The 21,352-nt window shown below is 69.3% G+C and carries 20 protein-coding genes; 9 read left to right on the top strand and 11 right to left on the bottom strand.

The window, feature by feature from the left end:
- Nucleotides 1-72 precede the first annotated feature (72 nt).
- The 3 genes from K8Z49_RS17895 to K8Z49_RS17885 all read left to right on the top strand — a co-directional run bounded on the left by K8Z49_RS17895 (nucleotide 73) and on the right by K8Z49_RS17885 (nucleotide 5,030).
- Nucleotides 73-2,295 carry an arylsulfatase gene (locus K8Z49_RS17895; RefSeq protein ID WP_075023057.1) on the top strand — a complete coding sequence of 741 codons (2,223 nt, stop codon included), beginning with the start codon at nucleotides 73-75 and terminating at the stop codon, nucleotides 2,293-2,295.
- 75 nt (nucleotides 2,296-2,370) lie between these two features.
- A complete protein-coding gene (locus K8Z49_RS17890) occupies nucleotides 2,371-3,987 on the top strand; it encodes a thiamine pyrophosphate-binding protein (RefSeq protein WP_412519848.1) in 1,617 nt (538 codons plus the stop codon).
- Between the two features lie 23 nt (nucleotides 3,988-4,010).
- On the top strand, nucleotides 4,011-5,030 hold the full coding sequence (locus K8Z49_RS17885) for an NADP-dependent oxidoreductase (RefSeq protein ID WP_024934068.1): 1,020 nt from the start codon (nucleotides 4,011-4,013) through the stop codon (nucleotides 5,028-5,030).
- Between the two features lie 10 nt (nucleotides 5,031-5,040).
- Here K8Z49_RS17885 and K8Z49_RS17880 read toward each other — a convergent pair whose 3' ends face one another.
- The 8 genes from K8Z49_RS17880 to K8Z49_RS17845 all read right to left on the bottom strand — a co-directional run bounded on the left by K8Z49_RS17880 (nucleotide 5,041) and on the right by K8Z49_RS17845 (nucleotide 12,821).
- The gene (locus K8Z49_RS17880) at nucleotides 5,041-5,772 is read right to left on the bottom strand and encodes a FadR/GntR family transcriptional regulator (RefSeq protein ID WP_412519846.1); all 732 of its coding nucleotides are present in this window, start codon (nucleotides 5,770-5,772) and stop codon (nucleotides 5,041-5,043) included.
- Between the two features lie 93 nt (nucleotides 5,773-5,865).
- Complete coding sequence (locus K8Z49_RS17875) at nucleotides 5,866-6,261, bottom strand: nuclear transport factor 2 family protein (protein ID WP_021594000.1); 396 nt, start codon at nucleotides 6,259-6,261, stop codon at nucleotides 5,866-5,868.
- Between the two features lie 111 nt (nucleotides 6,262-6,372).
- Nucleotides 6,373-7,281 carry an acyl-CoA thioesterase gene (locus K8Z49_RS17870; RefSeq protein ID WP_412519844.1) on the bottom strand — a complete coding sequence of 303 codons (909 nt, stop codon included), beginning with the start codon at nucleotides 7,279-7,281 and terminating at the stop codon, nucleotides 6,373-6,375.
- Between the two features lie 14 nt (nucleotides 7,282-7,295).
- Entirely contained in the window at nucleotides 7,296-7,727 is a 432-nt protein-coding gene (locus K8Z49_RS17865) for a Zn-ribbon domain-containing OB-fold protein (RefSeq protein ID WP_021593998.1), read from the bottom strand.
- Nucleotides 7,724-8,911, bottom strand: coding sequence for a thiolase C-terminal domain-containing protein (locus K8Z49_RS17860; protein WP_075023059.1), 1,188 nt, complete (start codon nucleotides 8,909-8,911; stop codon nucleotides 7,724-7,726). Before K8Z49_RS17860 ends, K8Z49_RS17865 begins: the two co-directional genes overlap by 4 nt.
- Nucleotides 8,912-9,039: 128 nt before the next feature.
- Entirely contained in the window at nucleotides 9,040-9,918 is an 879-nt protein-coding gene (locus K8Z49_RS17855; RefSeq protein WP_412519841.1) for a DUF2889 domain-containing protein, read from the bottom strand.
- A gap of 289 nt (nucleotides 9,919-10,207) precedes the next feature.
- A complete protein-coding gene (locus tag K8Z49_RS17850; protein WP_412519839.1) occupies nucleotides 10,208-11,746 on the bottom strand; it encodes an AMP-binding protein in 1,539 nt (512 codons plus the stop codon).
- Nucleotides 11,747-12,020: 274 nt separating this feature from the next.
- Nucleotides 12,021-12,821, bottom strand: a complete 801-nt coding sequence (locus tag K8Z49_RS17845; RefSeq protein ID WP_412519837.1) for a FadR/GntR family transcriptional regulator — start codon at nucleotides 12,819-12,821, stop codon at nucleotides 12,021-12,023.
- 239 nt (nucleotides 12,822-13,060) lie between these two features.
- On the opposite strand from K8Z49_RS17845, the gene K8Z49_RS17840 reads away from it, so the two are divergent.
- Nucleotides 13,061-13,864, top strand: a complete 804-nt coding sequence (locus K8Z49_RS17840; RefSeq protein WP_021593992.1) for an SDR family NAD(P)-dependent oxidoreductase — start codon at nucleotides 13,061-13,063, stop codon at nucleotides 13,862-13,864.
- Between the two features lie 341 nt (nucleotides 13,865-14,205).
- On the top strand, nucleotides 14,206-14,937 hold the full coding sequence (locus K8Z49_RS17835; protein ID WP_033329963.1) for an SDR family NAD(P)-dependent oxidoreductase: 732 nt from the start codon (nucleotides 14,206-14,208) through the stop codon (nucleotides 14,935-14,937).
- A gap of 24 nt (nucleotides 14,938-14,961) precedes the next feature.
- On the opposite strand, the gene K8Z49_RS17830 is transcribed toward K8Z49_RS17835, so the two are convergent.
- Nucleotides 14,962-16,530 (bottom strand): class I adenylate-forming enzyme family protein, encoded by a 1,569-nt coding sequence (locus tag K8Z49_RS17830; RefSeq protein WP_412519834.1) that lies wholly within the window; start codon nucleotides 16,528-16,530, stop codon nucleotides 14,962-14,964.
- A gap of 282 nt (nucleotides 16,531-16,812) precedes the next feature.
- Between K8Z49_RS17830 and K8Z49_RS17825 the strand changes: the two genes are divergently transcribed.
- The 4 genes from K8Z49_RS17825 to K8Z49_RS17810 are packed head-to-tail and all read left to right on the top strand — an operon-like array spanning nucleotide 16,813 to nucleotide 19,149.
- Entirely contained in the window at nucleotides 16,813-17,286 is a 474-nt protein-coding gene (locus K8Z49_RS17825) for a 2,4'-dihydroxyacetophenone dioxygenase family protein (protein WP_075023064.1), read from the top strand.
- Nucleotides 17,286-18,311 carry a zinc-dependent alcohol dehydrogenase gene (locus K8Z49_RS17820; RefSeq protein WP_412519831.1) on the top strand — a complete coding sequence of 342 codons (1,026 nt, stop codon included), beginning with the start codon at nucleotides 17,286-17,288 and terminating at the stop codon, nucleotides 18,309-18,311. The genes K8Z49_RS17825 and K8Z49_RS17820 overlap by 1 nt, the downstream gene beginning before the upstream one ends.
- Nucleotides 18,302-18,739, top strand: coding sequence for an FAS1-like dehydratase domain-containing protein (locus K8Z49_RS17815; RefSeq protein WP_083598134.1), 438 nt, complete (start codon nucleotides 18,302-18,304; stop codon nucleotides 18,737-18,739). The genes K8Z49_RS17820 and K8Z49_RS17815 overlap by 10 nt, the downstream gene beginning before the upstream one ends.
- Nucleotides 18,736-19,149, top strand: coding sequence for a MaoC/PaaZ C-terminal domain-containing protein (locus tag K8Z49_RS17810; RefSeq protein WP_024934062.1), 414 nt, complete (start codon nucleotides 18,736-18,738; stop codon nucleotides 19,147-19,149). Before K8Z49_RS17815 ends, K8Z49_RS17810 begins: the two co-directional genes overlap by 4 nt.
- Before the next feature lie 30 nt (nucleotides 19,150-19,179).
- Here the strand turns inward: K8Z49_RS17810 and K8Z49_RS17805 are convergent, their stop codons facing one another.
- Together K8Z49_RS17805 and K8Z49_RS17800 are read right to left on the bottom strand one after the other, a co-directional pair.
- A complete protein-coding gene (locus tag K8Z49_RS17805; RefSeq protein WP_412519829.1) occupies nucleotides 19,180-20,211 on the bottom strand; it encodes an acyl-CoA dehydrogenase family protein in 1,032 nt (343 codons plus the stop codon).
- On the bottom strand, nucleotides 20,208-21,350 hold the full coding sequence (locus K8Z49_RS17800; protein WP_021593984.1) for an acyl-CoA dehydrogenase family protein: 1,143 nt from the start codon (nucleotides 21,348-21,350) through the stop codon (nucleotides 20,208-20,210). The genes K8Z49_RS17805 and K8Z49_RS17800 overlap by 4 nt, the downstream gene beginning before the upstream one ends.
- Nucleotides 21,351-21,352 lie beyond the last annotated feature (2 nt).

The raw sequence follows: 21,352 nt of genomic DNA, 5'->3' as shown, positions 1-21,352 counted from the left end.
GAAACAACCGGCATAAAAAGAATACTTTCTAGCGCTTGCGTGCAGGATTATTCCTGGTGGGGAGTGAGAGATATGGCGAAAGAGGCAACTGATCACCGGCGTGGCTTTCAGGGCAAGATCGGCCGCTATGTGGCCGACTCGCAACCGTGGTGGCCGACGCCCCAGCTACCGCCGGACGGGAGTCCGGACATCGTGTACCTCGTTCTCGACGATGTGGGATTCTCCGACCTCGGGTGCTATGGATCGGAGATCCCGACACCCAACATCGACGCACTCGCGAGTGGAGGCCTGCGCTACACCAATTTCCACGTGACGCCGTTGTGCTCACCGACGCGCGCGTGCTTGCTGAGCGGCCGCAACCACCACTCGGTGGGGATGGGCAGCCTCACGGCATATGACACGGGATTCCCCGGCTACCGTGGTGGCATCAGCCGGGCCGCCACGCTCGCGCCGGAGTTGCTGCGTGACTACGGGTACAACACGTTCTGCGTCGGCAAATGGCATCTGACACCCGCCGACGAGGCCACCGTGATCGGTCCCTACGACCAGTGGCCACTGGGTCGCGGATTCGACCGATTCTACGGCTTTCAGGATGCCGAGACCGATCAGTTCGCGCCGACGCTGGTAGCCGACAACCACTCGGTCGAACCTCCGCGCGACGAGGGTTACCACCTCACGGCCGACCTCATCGACCGGTCGATCGGGATGATCCGCAGTCAGGTGTCCCTCGCACCGGAGAAGCCGTACTTCCTCTACTTGGCGCTTGGCGCCGCACACGCCCCGCACCAGGCTCCCGACGAGTACCTCCAGCGGTTCCGGGGGCTCTACGACGCAGGTTGGGACGAGATCCGGCGCGCGCGCTTCGAGCGTCAACGTGAGCTGGGCATCGTCGCGGAGGGTACCCAACTGGTCGACCGGAATGACGGGGTCGCGGCGTGGGCGGACCTCAGTCCGGACGAGAAACGCCTGATGGCCCGGTTCCAAGAGGCCTATGCCGCGATGCTGAGTTATACCGACGACCAGATCGGCAGGATCATCGCGGAGCTGAAACGGCTCGGGCGGTTCGAGAACACGCTCTTCCTGTTCATTTCCGACAATGGTGCCAGTCAGGAGGGCGGGCCGGGCGGCGTCGTTGACAACACTCACTTCGTCAACGGCATCACACCGACGCTGGAGGAGTCACTGGCGAGGATCGACGAGATCGGCACCCGCCGCTCCCGCAGCCTGTATCCGTGGGGCTGGGCGCAGGCCAGCAACACTCCGCTGAAGCGCTACAAGCAGAATGCCCACGCCGGCGGGGTCCGTGTTCCGTTCATCGTTTCGTGGCCCGGCCAGATCGCGGAGTCCGGTGGGATCCGCACTCAGTTCCATCATGCGATCGACGTCATGCCGACGACACTGGAAGCCTTGGGCCTGGAAGCTCCGGAGACCTATCGGGGCGTCGAGCAGATGCCCGTGCACGGCCATTCGATGCTGTACAGCTTCGCCGACGCCGCGGCTCCGACGAATCACCGGACGCAGTACTTCGAGATGATCGGGCACCGCGGGATCTGGCAGGACGGCTGGAAGGCGGTCGCTCATCACCCGCAGGGCGCTGACTTCGACCAGGACGAATGGGAGCTCTACCACGTCGACGAGGACCTTTCCGAGGCCGTCGATCTCGCGCGGGAGCACCCGGACAAGCTGAAAGAAATGGTAGAGCTGTGGTGGTCCGAGGCCGAGAAATACGGAGTGCTGCCACTCGACGACCGGTGGACCAAGCTGCTGGCCACCCAGCGGAACCGTAAGCCGGGCGCCTCCGCCGGCAAGACGTCCTTCCGGTTCCACAACGGAATCAGCCACGTGCATCACCGTGGAGCGCCGAGGCTCGTCCGACGGTCCTGGGACATCGACGTGACCATCGATGAATTCTCGCGTGGGCACGAAGGCGTGCTCGTGGCGCACGGCAACGTCGCTTCGGGCTACGTGGTTTACGTGCGCGACGGAAAGCTCGTTCTCGACTACAACTACTTCTCCCGGCACACGGTCGTGTCCACCGCCGAGCCGATCCCCGAGTCGGCCACCAAGCTGACCGTCCAATTCCGCAAGGAGGCCGAAGGAACCGGCGGCACCGTCACCTTGCTCGCGGACGGTGTCCCCCTGGGACAGGGAACGCTGGAGAGCACGATGCCGGTCATGATTTCCTGGACCGGACTCGAGATCGGCGGCGACAGGCTCGCGCCGGTCTCCGACGACTACGCCGCACCGTTCGAATACACCGGAGTGATCCACACGGTCGATTTCGCCCTTCTGTGAGCGGGTGAGCCGCGAGGACCCCTTGAGGCGCAGGTTCCCCCGACGAGGAGAGCGACATCAGATGAGCGACATCAGATGAAGGCATACCAGGCACTGGCCGCCGAGCTGGTCGAGCAAGGTGTCCACACCGCGTTCGGTCTGATGGGTGATGCGAACATGCAGTTCGTCGCCTATTACTCCGGAGCGCTGGGCCGGCGGTTCGTCGGTGCCACTCACGAGGCGGGCGGGGTCGCGGCCGCGGACGGCTACTTCCGCATGACCGGCGAGGTCGCCTTCGCCAGCGTGACGCACGGTCCGGGCATCACCAACACCGTGACCGCGCTGACGGAGGCGGCCCGCAACCGCAGCGAGATCGTGGTGCTGACCGGAGACACCCCGCCGGTGCGCACCTGGACCCAGATGATCGACATCGGGGCGGTGGTGGCGCCGACCGGCGCCGGCTACGAGCGGGTCTATTCCGCCGAGTCGGTCGTGTTCGACCTCCGGCGGGCGCTCCACCGGGCGCGGACCGAGCGCCGTCCGGTGGTCCTCAATCTGCCGTACGCGCTGATGCAGGGCGAGGCCGACGCGCCGCGGAACCGGGTGCCGACCGCGACCCGCGTGGTGGACGGCACGCTCGAGGAGGAGACGCTCGAGGGCGCGCTCGACCTGATCGCCGGGGCGAAGCGCCCTGTCATTCTCGCCGGCCGTGGGGCAGCGGCCTCGGGAGCGCGCGAGGACCTGCTGGCGCTGGCGGAGCTCCTCGGCTGCCCGGTCGCCACGACACTCCTCGGCCGCGACCTGTTCGCCGGGCACCCCCTCAATGTCGGGATCTGCGGCAGCCTGGCGTCCAGCGTCGGCACCGAGATCCTCATGCAGGCCGATTGCCTTCTCGCCTTCGGCGCCGGGCTCAACCGCTACACCACGTTCGTCGGAGAACTGACGCAGGGCAAACGGATCCTCCAGGTCGACACCGACCTGACCAACGTCGGTCTCTACACCCCGGTCGACCATGTGGTCCACGGGGACGCGGCGACCGTGGCCCGGCGTCTCACCGAGGTGCTGACCGAAGCCGAGTTCGAGGGCTCCGGGTGGGGGCGGAAGTTCAGCGAGCGGTTGACGGCGTACCGGCCCATCGACGAGTTCGAGGACAGGTCCGCCGACGGCTGCGTCGACGTGCGCTCGGCCGTGGTCCGGCTCGACAAGGTCCTCCCGGCGGACCGCAACGTCGTCACCGACGTGGGCCGGTTCATCATGGCCGCCTGGCGGTTCATGACCGTCACCGACCCGCTGCGCTTCACCCACACCAGCACCTTCGGCTCGATCGGGCTGGGGCTCGGGACCGCGATCGGCGCGGCCGTTGCGTCGCCGGAGCGGCTGACGGTCGCGATCATGGGCGACGGTGGCTTCATGATGACCGCGGGGGAGCTCAGCACCGCGGTCCGGCACAAGGTCCCGCTCCTGGTGATAGTGCTCAACGACGGTGCGTACGGTGCGGAGTACACCAAGCTCAAGAACCACGGCGACGACCCTGACTTCTCTCTCGTCGAGTGGCCCGACATAGCCGAGGTCGGTTCGGCGATGGGGGCCCAGGTGCTCAAGGTCACCCGGGTCGACGAGCTCGACCAGGTCGGGAAGCTGGCGCAGGACCTCCGCGGGCCCTTGCTCGTCGACGTCCGGCTCGACCCGAGGCTGGACGTCGGGCACTGGTGATCAGGGAAGGGGTTCGTGGTCCGGTGAGCGAAGGTGCGACGAAGCCGTACACGAGGTACGTGCTCGCCCGTCATCCCGTCGGCCTTCCGGTGGCCGAAGACTTCCGCCTGGAGCACGGGCCGGTGCCCGAGCCGGATGAGGGCCAGGTGGTCGTGGAGCACACGCACCTCGGGCTCGCTCCGGCCGCCCGGGTGCGGATGACGCCGGCGCTCCCGGGCGAGGCGGTGAAGCTGCGCATCGGCGAGACCGTCTACGGGGCGGCGTCGGGCAGGGTCGTCGCCTCGAAGAACCCCGCGTTCCCGGTCGGGACCCACGTCGCCTCGGTCGATGGTGGCTGGCAGACGCACGCGGTCTCCGACGGAGCCGATCTCACGGCCATCGACATCGATCTCGCGCCGGCGAGCGTCTGGATGGGGCTGCTGGGTGTCAGCGGGTTCACCGGCTATGTGGGGCTGGAGGAGATCGGGCGTCTCCGGCCGGGGGAGACGCTCGTGGTCTCCGCGGCGGCCGGCGCGGTCGGCTCGTTCGTCGTCCAGATGGCGAGGCTGCGCGGCGCGCGCGTCGTGGGTGTCGCCGGTGGGCCGGAAAAGTGTCGTCTCGTGGAGCGCAGGCTCGGCGCCGACGTGTGTGCCGACCACCGGTCCGCCTCCTTCGCCGAGCAATTGGCGGCCGCTTGTCCCGATGGGGTGGACGTCTACTTCGACAACGTCGGCGGCAGGGTCCGGGACGCCGTGTGGCAGCACATGAACGAGTTCGGACGGGTCGTGGTCTGCGGCCAGGTGTCGCAGTACAGCCTCACCGAGCCCGAGCCGGGACCGGGCTGGTACGAGATCATGCTCAGGCGACTGCTCGTCCAGGGGTTGTTCTGGCGAACCCACCTCGACCGGATGGCGGATTTCCGCCGCGAGGTCGGCGGCTGGGTGAGGAGCGGCGACGTCGTCGCCCTCGAGGATTTCGTGGACGGTCTCGAGTCGTGCCCCGCCGCGTTCAGCGCGATGCTCGCGGGCCGCTATACGGGGAAAGTCGTGGTCAGGCTCTCGTGAGGTTCCTAAGTCAGTGTTGCCGGTCCGCGTATTCGAGCGTCCATTTCGAGATGGCGTCGAGATGCCGGGCCATGACCGAGGTGGCTCGCTCCACGTCGCCGGAGATGAGGGCGTTGTAGATCGCCAGGTGCGCGCGATGGCTCGCGTGAGCGTCCGCCGTGACCACCTCTTCGCTCGCCGGCTGGCGCCTGGCCTCGTTCACGAACTCGGACTGGAGTTCCATGAGGATCTCGGCGAACAATCCGATGGCGGAGTTCCCGCTCAGGTCGGCCAGTTCGAGGTGGAAGCTGCGCAGGAAGCGGGTCGACCCCGACGCCTTGGTGACCTCGACCTCCGCGTCGAGGATCCGGCGCAGCCTGGCGGCGACCTGCGGGTCGCGTGCCTGCTGCGCGACCATTCGGACGCAGCTCAACTCGAGCGCCCGGCGGGCTTCTACGACGGTCTGGACGTCCGCACGGCGATAACGGAGGTACAGGGCCGCGGCACGGCGGACGGCGCGCGCAGGCGGAGCCTCCACGACCAGGCCACCGCCGGGGCCCCGCCTCATCCGCGCGGTCCCGTGGTGCTCCAGCAGCCGCACCGCCTCCCGCAGGACCCCTCGGCTCACGCCGAACTGCTCGATGAGGGAGGCTTCGGAGCCGATGATCTCGCCGATCGGCCAGCCCGCGTCGACGATGCGCTGTTCGATCTGCTCCGCGATCTGCTCGGCGAGCTTGACCCCGTCTCCGTTGTCCCCGGCCATGCGATTCCGTCCTGTCGCAGCACTGAGTCGTGAGCCCCTCTCGATTAGGGGATCCTCTGTGCTAAAGCATTAGTTCATTGTAAGAGGAACGGGTCACCCGGGCCGGTTCACGCGCTCGGTGATTCGCCAGCCGTTCTCGGTGCGACGGAGCTTGTCGCGGTATGTGGAGAACATTTTGATCTGTGGTGTGGCGTTGGTCGACGTGACGAACATGAAGTAGGAGACGGCTTCGGCCTGGTCGTGGTCGATGGTCACCGAGACCGGCATCGTGACGTGCCGGTTGTGCGATCCGGCGCCGGTCAGTCCCGAGTCCCGGCGGCCCTGCGACGCGGCGATGATCGCCTCGAGCCCGGTTTGCGTCGTGCCCCCGGCCGACCAGGTGGCGTCCCGGGTGTAGACGCGGTCGTAATCGGTGAGCTCTCCCTCATCGGCGAGAAAGGCGGCGAGCAGGAGCACCGCGCGGATCTCGGCGTCGTCGTCCGAGGGCATCGTGGGGGCTCCCTGTTGCGTGTGAGTGGCGCGACTGACGGAATTATATCAGTACTCTCTATGTGTCACGGCGGTCGCAAAGGAGGCTGGAGGCGCTCCGGGCCGGCGTACTCAGGACGACGGGCGGATCAGTGCTTCCTGCGTGACCGACGCGACGAGCTCGCCGTCGTGGTCGAAGACGAGGCCGCGGCAGAGGGCGCGACCGTTGCCCGCCCAGGGGCTTTCCTGCTCGTAGAGCAGCCATTCGTCGGCGCGGAAGGCGCGGTGGAACCAGACGGCATGATCCAGGCTGGCGAACACCAGCCCGGGGCCGCCGACGAAACGGGCGTGCGGAGCCAGCGCGACGCTGAGCAGCAGGACATCCGAGGCGAACGCGGTGGCGCCGAGGTGCACGAGCGGATCCGCCGGAAGCTCTTCCGGGGTGCGGAACCAGAAGCGCTGCCGTGGCTCGGAGGATTCGCCGCGGACGGCGGCCACCCGGCGCAGGGGGCCGTCGAAACGAAGGTCGAGCGGCACGGCCTTCGTCAACCCCCGGAACCACGCGAGGTCGTCCTCTCCCGCAGCGGCCATCGTCTCGTGTCCAGGCGGGAGCGTGTCCGGGTCGCGGCCGTGCGCGCGTGGTGTCTGATGCGACCAGCCGTCCTCACGGTCGTGGAACGAGGCGGTGAGGACGAAGATCTCCTTGCCCGCCTGCCGCGCCGTGACTCGCCTGGCCGAGAGGGCGCTGCCGTCCCGGATGCGGTCGACGTGGTAGTCGAGTGGCAGCGTGGCGTCCCCGCCGAGCAGGAAGTGGGCGTGCAAGGAGTGGGGCGGCCGGCGTTCGCCGACGGTGCGGCCCGCCGCGACGAGCGCCTGCCCGAGCAACTGCCCGCCGAAGACGCGTCGTGCGCCCGCACCACGGGCGCCGGCCCGGAACACGTCCGGGCCGGCAGCCTGCAAGGTCAGCAGCGTGGTGACGTCGGGTGCCGCGCCCTCCGGCCGCACCCGGTCCGCCGCGGGCGGAACCGCAGGGTGGTTCATTTCCGCGAGGTTCCTCAGCCCAGCGGGCGAAAGAGCGGGATCTTCCAGCCGTCGGAGATGGGGGAGAAGAACACCTCGACCCGGTCGCCGATGGCCACCTCCCCGGGATCGGCCCCGACGATGTTCGAGACGAGCCGGGCGCCGGGGGCGTCCGGCAGGTCGAGCACGGCGGCGATCATCGTGATGTCGGGGATGCCGGGAAACCCGTGCAGCACCGAGAAGCTGAACACCTCGGCGACGCCGGAGAGCTCCGTCCACTCGACCTCGCGGGACTGGCACTGCGGGCAGAACGGTGTGGGCGGCAGGCGGAAGTGGCCGCACTCACCGCATTTCGGAGCGACGAGCCGGTCCTCTTTCGCGGCCTGCCAGAACGGTTCGGTGTAGCCGTCGGTGGTGATGCTGACCTTGTCGGCGGGGAGGGCGGCGGAGGTCACGGGCGCGCTCATGTGGCCTTCCCGAGGATCAGGCCCGAGACGGGCAGGTGGGCGGGGCCGCCGGTGACGAGCGCGAGCTCGGCGCCGGCGACCTGGTTGATCGCGGTGCCGCGCATCTGCTCGACACCTTCCTTGATGTGGGTCATGCCGATGATGTAGGCCTCCGACAGCTGCCCGCCGTGCGTGTTGACCGGGAGGGAACCGCCCTTGTACCGCAGCGCGCCGGACTCGACGAACGGGCCGCCTTCGCCCTTCTTGCAGAAGCCGTAGTCCTCCAGCTGCATGAGGACCATCGGGGAGAAGTGATCGTAGATCAAGGCCACGTCGATGTCGTCCGGGGTCACGCCCGCGCGGCCGAACAGGTGCCTGGCCACCGGCGCGTGCCCGGAGGAGGCGAAATCCTCCCGCGGCATCCCGTACCAGCCGAAGGCGCGGCCCCAGTCGCGGTGCCCGCCGTGCGCGGCGGCGACGACCGGCACCGGCTTCTGCCTGAGATCCTTGGCGCGCTGCGCCGACGTGGTGATCACCGCGACGGCGCCCTCGGTTTCGAGGCAGAAGTCCAGCAGGCACAATGGGTCCGCGATCATCCGGGCGGCGAAGTAGTCGTCCTTGGTGAGCGGGTCCTTCATGATCGCCTTCGGCCGCGTCGCCGCGTTGAGCCGCTGGGAGATCGCGATCTCGGCGAACGCTTCGCGGCGGGTGCCGTAGTCGTGCATGTGCCGCCGCGTGAGGACCGACATCATGTGCCCGGGACCGGACAGGCCCGACGGCTGCACGAAGGAGCCGAGCGGGTTCGGCGGCTTGATCGCCATGACCTGGCCGAGCCGGGCCTTGGCCTGCTGCAGGGCCATCACCGTCACGACGACGTCGGCATCCCCGGCGACGATCGCCGCGCGGGCCAGTCCGATCGAGCCCGCGGCGCCGCCACCGCCGGCGGTGAGGCTCGCGGTGAACGTCACCTCGGGGATGCCGAGGGTCTCCATGAACTCGGCGGTGTCCATCGCCTGGCCGTAGCCCCCGCCGGCGCCGGAGTAGTAGGCGAATCCGTCGATGTCGGTGACCGGCAGCCCGGCGTCCTCGCACGCGGCGAGGATGGCGCTGCCGGCGAGCTCGGTGATCGTGCGGGGCTGCGACTGACCGCGGCGGTAGTACTCGGTGGCGCCCACGCCGACGATCGCGACGTCCCCGGCCGTCATGATCGGCCGCCGGGGTGGTGGGCGGTGTGCTGTAGCGTCATTCGTCGCCTCCACAGTGTTCTGCCGGATCCGGGTGCTCCCGGACCGGCTGTCCGGTCAGGACGGTCCGGCGCTGCCGCCGGCGACCGTCACGCGATCGCGTCGCGCAGGAAAGGGGCGTCCTCAAGGGCACGCAGGGTGTCGTTGAGGTGGGTGCAGGTCGAGGTTCCCGTGAAGGTGCGCCGGACGTGGCCGCGCAAACCGGCCAGCGGCAATCCCGCGAGACGGCCGGCGCTCGCCACGGCGGCCGGGCACTCGACCCAGGGCAGTGCCCGCGGGGTCGCCTCGCAGGAACGGATCCTGTCGCCGTCGAACTCGACGTCCACCGTGTACTCGTGGATCACGGTCTCCCGCCCGTCCGCACCCATGTAGGAGTCGCGGAACAGAACGTCCACTCCGGACTCCGTCACGTCCATGCGGCGGTGCCTGCGCATCCCGTGTGCGGGCAGCGGCGGCAGCTCGTGCCACGCCCAGGGGTCCGAGGTGGCCAGGGGAAGGGCTTCCGGTCCCGTGACGAGGGGGCCCCGTCCGGTGGCGTCGAAGCTGTTCATGATGGTTCCCCCGTCGGCGAATCCCGCGCACATGTCGCGCCCGAAGTCCGGGCGGCCGATGAGCTCCTGCGGTCCGTCCGGGTCGCTTGACCGCCCCGCCATGTGGGCGTGGCCGGACACCAGCGTCGTGACCGGGACGTCGTCCATGAGCTGGTGCAGCAGGCTTGGCAGGTCCGGATCGGCCGCGAGCACCCGTGCGCGGAATCCCGAACCGACACCCTCGCCGGTCAGGGACCGCAACGACGGGCGGGGTGGGGCGGTGGTCAGCTCCTGCAAGATCCAGCCGCCGGTGAAGTCGACCTGTGCGGTGTACGCCGCGCGGGCGAGCTCCACCGGAGTGCCGTCGGCGCCGGTGCGAAGGTCACGCCCGGAGCCGACGAGCAGGAGCGGTCCCTCGACTCCGTCCGGCCGCAGCATGTCCGTGGTGACCGTACGGCGCACGGAGCGCGGTGCGCGCTCCGGCGTGCCGCTGGTCGGTTCGTGGATGCCGTGGCGTGGGTGAAGCGGGCCAAGGAAAGCCGTTGTCCCCACAGTGCTTCATCTCCCGGGCGTGCCGATGAAAATGTCATTTTCAGTAGATCGCCCGGGTGGTCCGGTTGTCAATGTGCTGATCACAACAGGCGTGCCGGCGTGGCGGCCTGTCGCGGTCGCGTCAGCCTGGGCCGCCGGTGTGGCGCCGTGCCGGCGCAAAGCCGCCGGCTGACCGTCACCGCCGGGCGAAGAACTCACGGGACGGGCGTCCTGCGACGTCCTCGCGGACCCGGCGCCGCAGGAGCTTCCCCGTCGGAAGGCGGGGCAGCTCGCGGGTGAAGGTGATCTCGCGCGGGCATTTGAAACCCGCCAGCTGCTCCCGGCAGTGGGCGAACAGTTCGTCGGCGAGCGCGCGGCCGGCGTGCGCGGTGGGATCCGGCTGCACCACGGCCAGCACACGCTGTCCCATCTCCTCGTCCGGAGCGCCGATCACCGCTGCGTCGAAGACGTTCTTGTTGCGGCACAACGTGTCCTCGATCTCCTGCGGGTAGATGTTCACGCCGCCGGAGAGGATGAGGTCGACCCGGCGGTCGGACAGGTAGAGATAGCCGTTCGCGTCGAGATGGCCGACGTCGCCGAGGGTGCTCCAGCCGCGGTCGTTGAACGCGCCCGCCGTCTTCTCGGGATCGTTGTGGTAGCGGAACCGGGCGGTGCCCTCGAACCAGATGGTGCCGATCTCGCCGGGTGGGAGCTCGTTCCCGTCGTCGTCCAGCACGTGCGCGGTCCCATAGCTCGCCCGCCCCACGGAGCCGGGGTGGGCGAGCCACTCCTCGCTGCCGATGGTGAAGAAACCGTTGCCCTCGCTGCCCGCGTAGAACTCGTGCACGATCGGGCCGAGCCAGTCGATCATGCCGCGCTTGACCTCCGGCGGGCACGGCGCGGCCGCGTGCACGACGACCCGCAGGCTGCCGAGGTCGAACCGCCGCCGGTCGGCCGCGGGCAGCCGGAGCAGCCGCCGCATCATCGTCGGGACGAACTGCACGTGCGTGACGCGGTGGCGCTCGATCAGCTCAAGGGTCTCGAGCGCGTCGAAGCGCTCCATGGCGACCGCGGTGCCACCGGCGCGCTGCGTCGCCATGGACCAGGCGAGCGGCGCGGCGTGGTAGAGCGGCCCGGGGCAGAGGTAGACCATGTCGGCGCCGAAGTCGAACCCCTCGCGCATCAGGCCGTCGAACGTGCCCGGGGTGCCGACCGGAACGCGGACGGCCTCGCGGGCGATTCCTTTGGGATGTCCGGTCGTCCCCGACGAATAGAACATCGAGAACCCTTCCCAGGCTTGGGGAAGGCCCTCCGGTGCACCGGTGACGGGAGGTGGCTCGGCGTCGATCTCCAGCAGCGTCACCGAAGGCACGTCCCGGGCGATGCGCCGGGCGAGGCCGGCGTGGGCCCGCGACGCGACCAGCACGGCCGCGTCGCAGTCCGCGACGATGTACGCGGCCTCTTCAGGCGTCAGGTGCCAGTTGACCGGCGTGTAGTACAGGCCGGTGCGCTGTGCCGCCCACGCGAAAGGGAACAGCTGGGGCTCGTTGCCGAACAGCAGCGCGATGTGGTCGCCGAAGCGGAGGCCCTGCGCGGCCAGGAGCGCGGCGGCCCGGTCCGTCTGCGCGCGCAGCCGCCCGTACGAGAGGGCGCCGCCGCCCCCCATGACGAGCGCGGGTTTGCCGACGGGTGCGGCCGCACCGAGCGTCGCGGCCGCATGGTCGGTGCCGGTCATGTGAAGCTCACCTCGATCCGGACAAACATCTAACTAGTTTACAGATTTAGCCTTATTGAACAACCGTCGAGCCGACCAGGTCCGGAGTGACGAAGTGGGCACGGTCGTCGAATGCGCCGTGCACGACATCGGGCCGGTCGACCTCGTCGATCAGCAGGACAACGTCCTCGTCGGCGCGGATCGCATCGACCAGCGGGCAGGTGAGCAGGTACTGCTCACCGAAGACATCGTCCCGCGCCGAATCCCAGCCGCCCTCCCGGCTCGCCTGGATGAGTCAGGCGCCATCCGTCATCGCGTCGACGATCGTCTTGTCCTGGTGCATCCGGGCCACGCGCTCCTCCAGCAGGAACATCTGATCGCGCCAGAAGGTCGCCGCGTCGTCGGCCCTGCCCGCCGCGACGAGGCGCATGGCCTTCGTCACGGCCTTCCGCGTCGCCAGGTCGTTCTCGGTGGTGGTGCCGGTCATCGCATCCAGCAGCTCGTGCCGGATGACCTCCGTGAGCGTGCTGTGGAGCAGCTGAAGCGTCTTGTTGCCCGCGAGCTCGAACAGCAGCCGGAAGAAGTCGAGCCACGCCTCGGCGCGCCGGCGGAGGGCCTTGGCGAGGGCCACCTGGTCGAAAGCCGCCAGGAGCCGGTCCGCCGCGGCGGACCGGTCCTCACGCTGGGCGATGAGACGCAGGGCGACCGGCTCGATCAGCGCCCGCGCCTGGAACACGTCGCTCAGCAGGACGCCGTCGACCTGCATGAGGAGCCCGAGGTAGCGGGAGGCCACGGTGACGTTCGGCCGCGTCACCCGGGCGCCGCCCCGGGGACCGCGCCGGACGGCGATCAGCTGCTCGGACTCCAGGATCCGGAAGGCTTCGCGCAGTGAAGGCCGCGAGACTCCGAACCGCGCCATCAGCTCGGCCTCGCTGGGCAGGGCGGCGCCCTCGGGTATCTCGCGATGGACGATCTGCGAGCGGATGGTCCGCGCGATCACCTCGGCCGTCTTGGGGACGCGGACGCGATCGACGTCCACGGAACGCGGGCCCTTCGGCGTCTGCGGCAGGTCCTGCGGCTCGACGGCGGGCTCCATACCCGCGGCTCCCCTCGGCTCGGCGCGCTTGAAAGTTAAATGATACACCTCAAAGCCTCCTCTCGGCGCGCGCGGACGGAACCACCCGAGCTCGATGTCAAGGGACCATCGGTATCCCGAAGCTATCCGTTGTATTATCTATATGATAATTTCATTCGTCGGAGCACCCGGCTCGATGTGCCGCGATCGATCCGGCCTTCGCTGTGGGCGATGCATCGCGCGCAAAGGAGTACCAGTCGATGCTGGAAGAGTTCGACGCCGTCTGCCCGGATGGGATGCTGGCCGACCAGGTTCTGATCGTGACCGGTGCGAGCCAGGGGATCGGCGAGGCCGCCGCCTACGGCTTCGCCCGCGCCGGCGCTTCCGTGGTGCTGGCGGCCCGCCGTGGCGAGGTGGTCGAGAAGCACGCCGCAAAGATCAGGAATGCCGGCGGGAAGGCGATCGGCGTTGCTGTCGACGTGACTCGAGAAGCCGATGTCGAAGCCATGGTGGCGCTGGCCGTCAGTGAATTCGGGCGGTTGGACGGTGCATTCAACAACGCCGGCATCGAGCAGACCCCGCCAGGGCCGATGCACGAGGTGACGCTGGATCAGTGGCGCGACATTCACGCCGTCAAGATCGACGGCGTGTTCCTCTGCGTCAAGCACGAGGTGCAGGCGATGTTCGGCAGCGGCGGCGCGATCGTCAACCACGGCTCCGTTGTCAGCGAGCGGCCGCTTCCGCACTATCCGGCGCCCGCGTCGTCGCAGGGTGCCATCCCCGCGTTGACGCGGACCGCGGCGGTCACCTACGCCGAGCAGGACATCCGGGTGAACATGATCGCGACGGGCGCGATCCTGACGCCGGAGCGAGCGGCGCATCGCACGGCGGAGACCGAGATCTACCAGCCCGATGTCGCCAGGAAGATCTGTCCACTCGGCCGGTTCGGCACGCCTCGTGAGATCGCCTCGACCGCGGCATTCCTGCTCTCGCCGTGGTCGTCCTACCTGACCGGGGCCGTGGTTCCCGTCGACGGCGGCAACACGGCCGGCAACGTACGCTGACCGTGGTCCTCATGCGTCTGGTGGGCTGACAAGCCGCGGGCCGGCCACGGCCGGCCCGCCGTCGAGAAGGAAAAGACCAGCCCGAATACGAGCACGGCCGTCTGTGCGTAAGCGGGAAGTCGTGGAACTCGATGGCGACCCCGAGGAACGCGGAGATCACGGTGCGCACGGGCCGTCGGCCGCCGCCAGGTGAGGTGTCGCTGGCAGACAGGTTTTTCGCGACGATTCGCCGGACATCGCGACTGCTTCGCCCGGCCGGGTTCGGGCCAACGGGCGGTCGTCTCGCGCGCTAGACTCAACCTGGAAAATAGTATCCTGTATGTGTCGAGAGGGCCGATGTGGTGACCGAGCTACGTCAGGATGTGCGGACGGTCGTCGTGGTCGGCGGGTCCGGTGGCATAGGCGGCGCGATCGCGCAGGCGTTCGCCGGGGAACCGGACACGACTGTGATCGCCACGGCCGCGACCGAGGCGGAACTCGAGCAGGCCCGGGTCGATCCACGGCTGACGAACGTCGATCTCCGGCATCTCGACGTACGCAGCGACGACGGCGTCGGCGATGTGATGGCCGGCATCGGCAGGCTCGACGTTCTGGTGAACGCCGCCGGCGTCCCAGCCGGACCGAAAGACTTTGAGATCGACGGGTTCGTGCGCACGATCGAGGTGAATCTCGTCGGGACCGCCCGGGCCAGCTATGCCGCGTATCCGTTGCTCAGGGCTGCGCGCGGCTCGGTGATCAACCTTGCTTCGGTGATGAGTTTCCGTGGTAGCGCCACGGGGCCGGCGTACGCCGCGTCGAAGGGCGGCGTCGTCCAGCTGACCAAGAGCCTTGCCGCCGCCTGGGCTCCCGAGGTGCGGGTCAACGCCATCGCACCAGGATTCATCGACACGCCCATGACCGCGAACATCCGTGGCGATGCCGCCCGCAACAACCGGATAATCGAGCGCACCCCCGCCGGGCGGTGGGGCAGGCCGGACGAAATCGCCGATGCGGCGACGTTCCTCGCCTCCGCCGCGGCGAACTTCGTCAACGGGACCGTGCTGGCGGTTGACGGCGGCTATCTCGCACTCTGATCCGGTTCCAGATGAAACCGCCTTTCACCGTGTGAACTGCTGGCGAAGGCGCGCCTTGTCCACCTTGCTGAGACCGCGTCGAGGGAGTTCGGCGACGATCTCGAGCTGCTCGGGCAGCTTCTGCCGCATCACGTCGGCGCGAAGCAGATGGTCCGTCAGGTCCGGCAGGTCCAACGGGGCGGCGTCGTGGCGTGGCACGATCACGGCGCACACGCGTTCGCCGCGTTCGCGATCGGGTAGTCCCACGACGGCCACCTCCGCGACCGCCGGATGGGTCGCGATCAGTTGCTCGAGCTCCTGTGGCGCGATCTTTTCGCCCTTGCGGATGATCAGGTCCTTGATCCGCCCGGTCACCTCGACGTACCCGTCGGAATGCATCCGCGCACGGTCGCCGGTGCGGAACCAGCCGTCGGCGGTGAACGCGGTCGCGTCGTGCTCGCCATTCGCGTAGCCGAGACACGTCTGGGCCCCGCGTACCTGCACTTCGCCGTTCACCCCGGCCGGTGCGACCGCGCCATCGGCCCAGATGCGGACCTCGAGCCCCGGAACCGGCCGCCCTTCGGTGTTCGTCAGCTGCTCGTCGGAGTCCGAGGGCGACGCCACGCACACCATGGGGCATTCGGTCATCCCGTAGCTGTGCATGAGTTTCGCCCCCAGCTCGTCGCGGACCTCGCCGTAGAGGTTCGGCGGGCAAGGAGCGCCGCCGCCCGTGAGCTTGCGCAGCGCAGGCAGCAGGGTCTCCCCCGGCCTCCTGCGCTGTTCGGCGAGCAGTGCCTGGTAGAACGCGGGGCCGCCCCCGAACATCGTGACGGCGTGGGCCCGCAGCGCGTCGATGCTCCCGGGGAGTGCGAAGGCCTCGAACAGCACGATCTTGCGACCGTGCATCAGCACCGACATCAGCTGCAGCGGCCCACCGATGTGCGCGACGGGAAAGGGCATCGCGACCACCTCGTCGGCCTCCTCCCCGGCCCGGCCGCGAATCACCATGGCGCGCGCCGACATCAGCAGCGTCCGGTCGCTGTGCAGGACCCCCTTCGGTGTGCCGCTGGAGCCGGAAGTGAAGAACACCCAGGCCACCTCGGTGCCGTCCCCGCCGGCTACGGGCGGCTCGGCGAGGGCGGACGCGCTTTCGGTGAAGGCGTCATCGATCGTGATGACCTCGGGCGCGGTAGGGACTGCGCGACCCATCGCGACATGGTCGACACCGCGCCACACGCCTGGCACCAGCAGGAAAGTCGCCTGCGAGTCGGCGATGGCGGCGTCCAACTCGCGCTGGCGGTACTGCGCGATGATCGGCGCCTGGATCGCGCCCAGCCGCGACAGCGCGAGACACACCAGGACGGCGTCGAGCCGGGTGGGCAACTGCCACGCCACCCGGCTGCCTCTGCCGACACCGCGCGCGGCGAGCACGGCGGCCATGGCCGCCGTCCGTTCCCGCAGTTGCCCGAACGTCACCGGGCGGCCCTGCTCATCGATCAGGCCGACCTCGTCGGCGGATCGCTCCGCCCTCAGCAGGAGGAGCTCGCTGAGGGTGTCAGCCTGCAGGAGGCCGGCCGCGAAGATGTCCCCTTGATCGGTCGCTTCGATCGTCATCGCACCACCGGTTCACGACGCGTGGCCATAATAGGTACGCTGAATTATCCATCGGCTCGCGACGAAGTATACCCTCGCGTGGCGAACGTCGGCCTTGTCGCACGTCAGGGTCACGACACACCCATCGCCGTCATCCTGTGACCCACCCCTTGCGTCTCAGTATTTGAGAACGCGGTCAGCCCTGGCTGACGACCGGGCGATGTGCCGGGCGCATCTATTGACACCACCAGTGAAACAGATAAGAGTATCCCTTATAGTCACGCCTGGTGGGGAGTCCGTGTCATGCCGATGATGTTGCCGCCGGACCTTGGGGCGACCGAGCACACGTCGCTCGAAGACATTCCGTGGGCCGTCCTCGACCGCCCGTGGGGCGTCGTCCGCATGCAGCTGATCGCGGTTTCGCTGGCCACCAACACGTTCGTCAACATCATCGACTACCAGGCGGGCACCCAGCTGCAGAAACACCACCACACCGGCCCGGTGCACGCGTACACGATGAAGGGGAAGTGGCACTACCTCGAGTACGACTGGTTCGCCGAGGCCAACTCCTATGTGTACGAACCACCGGGCACCAACCACACCTTGCACGTCGACGAGGACATGCGGGCCTTGTTCATCACCCAGGGCGCGTTCATCTACTTCGACGACAACGATGTGATGACCGGGTACTCCGACGCCCAGACCATGCTGGAGGACGTCAAGGCGGCGCTGGCCAAGCAGGGCCTTGAGTTGCCCGCCTCCGTCGTGAAGAACTGATGCTCGCCGGAGTGTGGCGAGGCGGGGGAGTGCTCGCCGCGGAACCTGACTGGCCGGAGCCGGTGATCGGCGAGGACTCCGTCCTGGTCGACGTGGCCTACTGCGGGTTCTGCGGATCTGACGCGCATATCGTCAGCGGCAGGCTGACCGCCGGCGCCCCACCCCGTGTTCTGGGTCACGAGGTCTCCGGGGTGGTCGCCGCGGTCGGGGCGCGGGTCTCGGATCTCGCCGTGGGGGATCGGGTCGCGGCCAACTTGTTCGCCGAGTGCGGATCGTGCGACCACTGCAAGCTCGGCCAGCCGCAGTTCTGCCTTCGCCGCCATGTCGGCGCGGCCGGGTTCGCACGCCGTGCGAGCTACCGGCCCGGGCAACTGTTCCGGCTGCCCGAAACGGTGAGCCTGCGCCACGGTGCCCTGCTCGAGCCCGTGGCGACCGTGCTGCACGCCGTCGAACAGTCGGCCATCCGGGCCGGCGAAGCGGTCCTGGTGCTGGGAGCCGGGCCGCTCGGATTGCTGGCCGTACAGGTCGCGCGGCTGCTGGGAGCCGGGTTCGTGGCGGTCAGCGAACCGGTCCCCGGCAAGCAGGTCACGGCCGCCCGCTTCGCCGACCAGGTGCTGGACGTCAGCGGCGCGACGCTGCGCGAGGCGATGACCTCTGGCGGCGCTGCGCCGTTCGACGTGATCGTCGACTTCTCCGGCTCGGCTGCGGCGATAGGCGATGCCGTGGGCGCGCTGGCCCCGCGTGGCCGCCTCGTCGTCGCAGGCGTGCCCCGCGAGGACGCCACGATCCCGGTCCGGCCGTTCGACCTGTACAACCGGGAACTCACCCTGACCGGCTCCTACACGACGTCCCACACGGCCCGCCGCGCCCTGAACGTGCTGGGCCGCCTGGATCTGGACTCGCTCATCACGACGATCGTGCCGCTGGAGGACGTGGCGGCCGCTTTGCGGCTGCACGGCACCGGGGACGCCTTGAAGATCCTCGTCGCGCCCAACGGCACCGAAGGGCGATCGCCATGGCCGTGATGCCGGTCGAACGGGGAAAGATCCGCGAGTACGCGGTCGCCACGGCCAACGAGCGCGCCGAATACCTGGACGATCCGAAGGCGCCGATCCCGCCGACGTTCCTGGCCACCGTCGTCTTCTGGGAAACCTTGGGCGACGTGTTCGACCTGCCCGAGGCGGTGGCGGCGTGGGCGGACGCCGGCGTCGAACGCGATGTCCGTAATCTGCTTTCCCTGGAACAGGAGTACGTGTTCCACGGCGAGCTGCCCAGGGCGGGCGATGTGCTCACGACGTCGCTGCGCTTCGACGGGGTGGAGGAAAAACACGGGAGAAGCGGCCGGATGCTGCTGGTTCGATTCGCGGTCGAGTTCCGCGGCGACGATGACGTTCTGCGCGCGGAGTGCCGCTACACGTCGGCCTACCTGAACACGCCCGGGAAGGCGTCATGACCGGTACCGATCCGCGGGCCGGCACGCGGTTGCCGCCAAGGGACTTCGGACCCCTCACGATGACCGACATAGTCCGTTATCAGGGCGCGAGCGGTGACCTGAACCCCATGCATCATGACGACGAACTCGCCCGCGGCGCCGGGTATCCGGCGTCCTTCGGGGTGGGCATGCTCAACGCGGGCTACCTGGCCACCTACTGCACCGAGCATTTCGGCACGGATTCCGTCCGGCGGTTCCGTACCCGGTTCCGGAGAGTCGTTTTCCGGGGCGCCGTCGTCACCGCACGCGGCGTGATCACCCGCGTCTTCGACGTGGAGGGCGAATCGCGAGTCGAGGTCCGGTTGACCCTCACGGACACCGACGGCGCCACAGTAGTCGAGGGCATGGCCGAATTCGTGATCCGGCGCTGACCGATCTCACGCCGTGCTGGACGAGCCGAGCTAACGCAGGGGGACCCCCAGCTGCCAGGCGCTGCCCCCCGCGCCGATCAGCAGGTCGGTGAGGCGCCGGTCCCAGTGGTCCAGCGAGCCGAACTCCGACCGCCAGGCGAGGGCGGGCAACGTGACCTCGTGCAGCGGGTGTTCGAGCGTGGTGCCGATCGCGCCGTGTACCTGGTGCGCGTTGCGCACGACGACCGAGGTCGCGTGCCCGGTCACCGAGCGGGCGATCGCGACGCGCAGTTCGAGCTCGTCGAGCGTGGCGGTGCCGCGCATCAGCGCCGCCACCGCGGCGTCCGTCGCGGCCCGGGCGAGGGCCGACTCGCACGCCGCATCGGCGACGAGCTGCTGGACCGCCTGGAACTTCGCGATGGGCCGGCCGAACTGGTGGCGCTGTGAGGTGTGGGAGATCGACAGCTCGACCGCCTGCTCCAGCGCGCCGGTCGACTGAACCGCCCTGGCCAGGGCACCACGCAGCAGGTACTCGCGACGGACCGGCTCCGCGACCGGCACCCCGCTCAGTGCGGCGAGATCGACCTGGACGTCGTCGCGGGGCTGCCCGGCCAGATCGTGACCGGAAACGACGGTGACCGCGGCGGCCGGGACATCGGCCACGAACCAGCGGCCTTCGTCCTGCCAGAGGGCGACCACGCTGTCGGCGCAGCCGGCCCACGGCACCCCGCGAGCCCGGCCGGCCGGGTCGAGGGTCGCGACCGTCCGTATTCCGCCGGCGTCGCCGGCATCGCCGAGACCGGAGCGTGCCAAGAGCCACAGAGCGAGAAGGTCGTTCTCGGCGAGCGGCACCGGCGCCGCCGCCCGTGCCGCGGCGCGGAGCAGCTCCGCGGCTTCCGCCCAGGTCGCCCCCGTACCGTTCGTGGCGGTCAACCGCGTCAGGTCGCTCTCGCTCAGCGTGGCCCACAGTGCGCGGTCCAGGCTCAGCGACGCCGTCGGCTCCTTCCGGCCACGCCGCCAGTCGCCGAAGATGTCGGCCAGGAGCCGGACGAAATCGGTGTCCACAGTGGTCGACGGGGTCATCGCAGTCCCAATCCGCGCGCGATGACCCCGCGCAAGATCTCGTTGGTGCCACCGCGCAACGTGTAACCGGGGCGGGCGAGCAGGGAACGTTCGGCGGCCGCGCGAAGCCCGGGGGAGGCCGGGTTCCCCAGCAGACCCGCGGCATGCTCGGTGAGGTCGCCCTCGGTGACCGTGCCCAGGTGCTTGACCACACCGGCGGCCACGTCGGCGGCCTCGCCCCGTTGAAGCGCGCCGGCCACGGAGATCGACATCTGGTGCAACCCGATCATCCGGGCGAAGAACCGGCCCAGGTCGGCGCCCGCGGGCAGTTCACCGGCGCGCGTGGCGGCCACCAGTTCCTCCAGAAGGGGCTGGACCGACAGGAAACGCTCCGGACCGCTGCGCTCGAAGGCGAGCTCGGCCGTGACCTGCCGCCAGCCGTTCCCGACCTCGCCCAGCACCATCGAGTCCGGCACGTGGACCCCGCCGAAATGCACCTCGTTGAAGTGGTGCTCACCGTTGAGCGAGACGATCGGGCGGATCTCGACGCCCTCCGCGCGCAGGTCGACGATGAGCTGGCTGAGCCCGGAGTGCCGGTGCTCGGGGTCCAGGGGCGTGGTCCGAACCAGGCAGATCGCGTAGTCGGACCGGTGAGCGTTCGACGTCCAGAGCTTGGTCCCCTCGACCCGCCACCCACCGTCGGTGCGGGTCGCCCGGGTGCGCACGGCGGCGAGGTCGGAGCCGGAGTCCGGCTCACTCATGCCGATCGCGAACAGGGCGGTGCCCGCGGCGATGCGGGGGAGCAGCTCGCGCCGCTGCTCCTCGGTCCCGAAGCGCACCAGTGCCGGCGCCACCTGACGGTCGGCGAACCAGTGGGCGGTGACCGGGGCACCGGCCGCGAGGAGTTCCTCGGTGACGACGAAGCGCTCCAGGTACGACCGGCCATGCCCGCCGTACTCCACGGGGATGGTCATCCCGAGCCAGCCGCGTGCCGCGAGCCGGAGGGTGAACTCCCGGTCCCACCCGGTCATCCAGCTGTCGACCGCCGGGCGGAACGCACCGGATTCGATCTCCCGCGTGACGAACTCACGCACTTCCCGGCGCAGGCCGGTCAGCACCGCGTCCTCGAACATCGGCGGTGGAAACAGATTGACGGCCATCC

It is taken from the genome of Actinomadura madurae (assembly GCF_047130825.1).
In the GTDB taxonomy this organism is placed as follows: Bacteria; Actinomycetota; Actinomycetes; order Streptosporangiales; family Streptosporangiaceae; genus Spirillospora; species Spirillospora madurae.
This window is presented reverse-complemented; position numbering and strand designations above follow the sequence as displayed.

Coding starts and splice junctions, on each gene's coding strand:
- K8Z49_RS17895 (WP_075023057.1), top strand. CDS start 73: ATGGCGAAAGAGGCAACTGATCACCGGCGTGGCTTTCAGGGCAAGATC.
- K8Z49_RS17890 (WP_412519848.1), top strand. CDS start 2,371: ATGAAGGCATACCAGGCACTGGCCGCCGAGCTGGTCGAGCAAGGTGTC.
- K8Z49_RS17880 (WP_412519846.1), bottom strand. CDS start 5,772: ATGGCCGGGGACAACGGAGACGGGGTCAAGCTCGCCGAGCAGATCGCG.
- K8Z49_RS17875 (WP_021594000.1), bottom strand. CDS start 6,261: ATGCCCTCGGACGACGACGCCGAGATCCGCGCGGTGCTCCTGCTCGCC.
- K8Z49_RS17870 (WP_412519844.1), bottom strand. CDS start 7,281: ATGAACCACCCTGCGGTTCCGCCCGCGGCGGACCGGGTGCGGCCGGAG.
- K8Z49_RS17865 (WP_021593998.1), bottom strand. CDS start 7,727: ATGAGCGCGCCCGTGACCTCCGCCGCCCTCCCCGCCGACAAGGTCAGC.
- K8Z49_RS17860 (WP_075023059.1), bottom strand. CDS start 8,911: ATGACGGCCGGGGACGTCGCGATCGTCGGCGTGGGCGCCACCGAGTAC.
- K8Z49_RS17855 (WP_412519841.1), bottom strand. CDS start 9,918: ATGCTGCGGCCGGACGGAGTCGAGGGACCGCTCCTGCTCGTCGGCTCC.
- K8Z49_RS17850 (WP_412519839.1), bottom strand. CDS start 11,746: ATGACCGGCACCGACCATGCGGCCGCGACGCTCGGTGCGGCCGCACCC.
- K8Z49_RS17845 (WP_412519837.1), bottom strand. CDS start 12,821: ATGGAGCCCGCCGTCGAGCCGCAGGACCTGCCGCAGACGCCGAAGGGC.
- K8Z49_RS17840 (WP_021593992.1), top strand. CDS start 13,061: ATGCTGGAAGAGTTCGACGCCGTCTGCCCGGATGGGATGCTGGCCGAC.
- K8Z49_RS17830 (WP_412519834.1), bottom strand. CDS start 16,530: ATGACGATCGAAGCGACCGATCAAGGGGACATCTTCGCGGCCGGCCTC.
- K8Z49_RS17825 (WP_075023064.1), top strand. CDS start 16,813: ATGCCGATGATGTTGCCGCCGGACCTTGGGGCGACCGAGCACACGTCG.
- K8Z49_RS17820 (WP_412519831.1), top strand. CDS start 17,286: ATGCTCGCCGGAGTGTGGCGAGGCGGGGGAGTGCTCGCCGCGGAACCT.
- K8Z49_RS17815 (WP_083598134.1), top strand. CDS start 18,302: ATGGCCGTGATGCCGGTCGAACGGGGAAAGATCCGCGAGTACGCGGTC.
- K8Z49_RS17810 (WP_024934062.1), top strand. CDS start 18,736: ATGACCGGTACCGATCCGCGGGCCGGCACGCGGTTGCCGCCAAGGGAC.
- K8Z49_RS17805 (WP_412519829.1), bottom strand. CDS start 20,211: ATGACCCCGTCGACCACTGTGGACACCGATTTCGTCCGGCTCCTGGCC.
- K8Z49_RS17800 (WP_021593984.1), bottom strand. CDS start 21,350: ATGGCCGTCAATCTGTTTCCACCGCCGATGTTCGAGGACGCGGTGCTG.